This window comes from Microvirga sp. GCM10011540 (genome assembly GCF_042650665.1).
Classification (GTDB): Bacteria; Pseudomonadota; Alphaproteobacteria; order Rhizobiales; family Beijerinckiaceae; genus Microvirga; species Microvirga lenta.
The window spans coordinates 1-2,739 of the sequence record NZ_JBHSBQ010000087.1 but is presented as its reverse complement, the minus strand read 5'-3'; the positions used below and the strand labels follow the sequence as shown (position 1 = coordinate 2,739).

Here is a 2,739-nt window from a genome sequence, read left to right as displayed (position 1 = left end):
GAACGTCTTCGTAAACCAAACCGCCCATCACGGACCGTTCGGCTCCCGAAGCGTTCCGGCGTCAGGTTCGTGACCGAACCGCGCCGTCGATGGATCCTATTTAGAACGCCCCGACCCAGAAGTCAATAGCAATCGAAAAGAAATCTGAAGATTTTCTCGACAGGACAGGCAACACAAACAAGTACTGACAAAGCAATCTTGTTCGCAGAAACGATTGCGCTTCTGCGTTCTGTCACGCCAAGAGCCAAAAAGCCCTCAAGTCATGTGCGGATTGTCGCCAGAGGAGCCTAATGAACCTGCTCGAATACCTTCGAACCTTCATCGCTCATGGACTATGCCAGACACAAGGAGCTCCCTCTCAGAACCCGCACTCGGGCCTGCAAGGCCTCGAACTGCTTGTCTCAGAAGGCGCAACATCGCTCCCGCGCAAGGGCCCGGGAACTGATGGTTACCGCGTCTGGAGAAACGCACCCACCTGCTGTCGCAGCGGCGCGGGAGGGGACACATAATCGATCTCCCGGCGAATGCAAGGGAGATTTATCACACGTCCACACAGCCTCGTGCAGCCGGATCCAATCGACACCAGTCGATCCAAGGCACCAGCGGGTCAGAGGGGGCTTCGGAGCCTGCCTGACTGGCAGCGCCCACAAATGAGATATGGTTACTGCCGTCGAGAATACAAGGGGGAGGGCGGTTCTTGGTTGATCCCCACCACTTCTTCAAGCGGCCTTGCGCTGGTCTCGCTCGGGTCGACGCGCCACAAACATGACCTCCCGGTGCCGGGAGCACCAGCTGGATGTCTCGGAGGTCGGCGGCCGCAGCAGATCGCCTCATCAGCAACCGCATCGGAGACGATGAACCGGCACTGCCCCGCACGGGCATCCACAAATCTCGTCTGATAACGCGCAGACGGCTCCGCGACATAGCTTGTGGCCATGGCATCCTCACCCCCTCGGGCACGCCCACCAGCCTGCAACCGAGGCCGACTCCTTACTCGAAGAGGCCCATGCGGCCGTGGCAGAGACGGAAGTTGCCGAGGCGGCGCCTGAACTGGGTGAGAAGCCTGAGGTGGCGCTCGAGGTCCAGCAAGACGCTCAGAAGCGGGGCTGGCGCTGGCTTTTCAATCGGGCTGCTTGATAGTCTCTAGGCCGGGAACTGCGTCACGGGCTCAATCGGCCCCCCAACATGGCCTCCCATGAGTGTTCCCAAGGATCGCGCAGAACCTCAGCAATAAGGGAGCCCGAACTTTCAAGACCCGATCCCCAGCGCGGTCTCGACCTGTGGCCCACAATCCCAACGTCAGCGGGAACGTCATTTCGACCATCTTCAGTGGCATTGTGTTCATGATCTTCCTGATCGGCACAATCTTCGAGATCAAGCGGCTCGTCGACAAGCCTTGACCAGCGTTCTCGGGCCGAGCGCGCCACGCAGTCGGGCATGAAAAAAGCTGCATGGCACTGTTTTCTGACTCCGGAGCCTTGCTGCAATCTCAGGCCGGTTCTGGGCCAGCCACTGCATGGCGTCAGCCTGACTGACGACGCAGTCGAGTGTCGGCCTCCAGCGACTCGTCCCCAGCCGGGTTGCGACATACTGGATCAGCTGGTGAAGCTCCTAATAGCTTGGCCGGCTCTCACGGGCATCAGCGGCCCAGACGCTGGACTACCCCTGCTCAGAAAGGCGCGGAATGCTCCCGGGATTGGCCTCGCAGAACCATGGCGTGGCGTCGAACTCAAGGTGAGGGCTGAGCAGGCCGGCTCGACCAAAGTTGCCGGCCAGCGACATATGTACATAAATATCGGCACGTCAGATTATCGGCGGTCTCCAAAGCTGGTCCTGGGCGCGGATAGGGGTGGACTCTGGCTGGGGCGCGGCGCCACTCCAAGCCCGAAGATTGCGGTGTCTACAGCGGGGTCCGTCGTGAGATGCACGGCAGCGCTCGTTCTCAACGGAGCAAGTAAGAACGGCGTTCCTGGGTCAAGGACTGGCCTAGACAAATCGCAAGATCCCTCTCCGCTCGTGGTGATACCTAGCGGGTCAGAGGGATCGCCGAAATCGTCGTAACGTTTACCAGTATTTCAGCACTCCTTTTCAAGGAGTGCTCGATGCTGCCTGCGGAAGCGCCCACGTCCCCTGCAACCCTGGGCAACCGCTTCTGGCACATCCGGGACCCAAGCTTGAGGGCCGCCAGCAAGTCAACCAAGAAAGGGTAAGGTTTCGTGTGAGAGAGAACATACCAGCCCCACGTTCTCGGCATTTGCCGCGCATCATAGGGCCGAGTTATGCAATCTCATGTCCCTGCGCGATTTCTCTCTGATGTTCTTTGTCTGCTTCGTTTGGGCGGCGCACACAGTCATCAGCAAGATTGTGGTTTCAGGCATGGAGATCCCGCCCCTATTCTATGCGGCGATCCGTTTTGGTATCGTGGCTGTTGTGGCTCTGCCATGGCTGCTGCCTGCCCCGCGACCGACATGGCGCATGTTGCTGGTTGGATTTCTTATGGGGGGTGGCGGCTTTGCCCTATTCTTCCTGGGCATCAAGACGGCCAGCCCTTCAAGTGCGGCGGTTGTGAGCCAGCTCGGGCTGCCCATAACGACGCTGCTGTCCGTTGCTATGCTAGTGTTGTGACTCTAACGCTTGTTTCGCACGGGCGATCTTTTCCAGGATCGCTGAGGCCGGGGCTGTCCAGACAAAGGGTTTCGGGTCAGCATTGTGGTGCTCCAGGTAGTCCATGATCGCGCT

1 protein-coding gene is annotated in these 2,739 nt (G+C 59.4%); it reads left to right on the top strand.

Annotated features, from left to right (window positions below; all coding sequences use genetic code 11):
* Positions 1-2,289 precede the first annotated feature (2,289 nt).
* Entirely contained in the window at positions 2,290-2,625 is a 336-nt protein-coding gene (locus ACFOYU_RS15410) for an EamA family transporter (RefSeq protein WP_377034269.1), read from the top strand.
* The last annotated feature ends 114 nt before the right edge of the window (positions 2,626-2,739 follow it).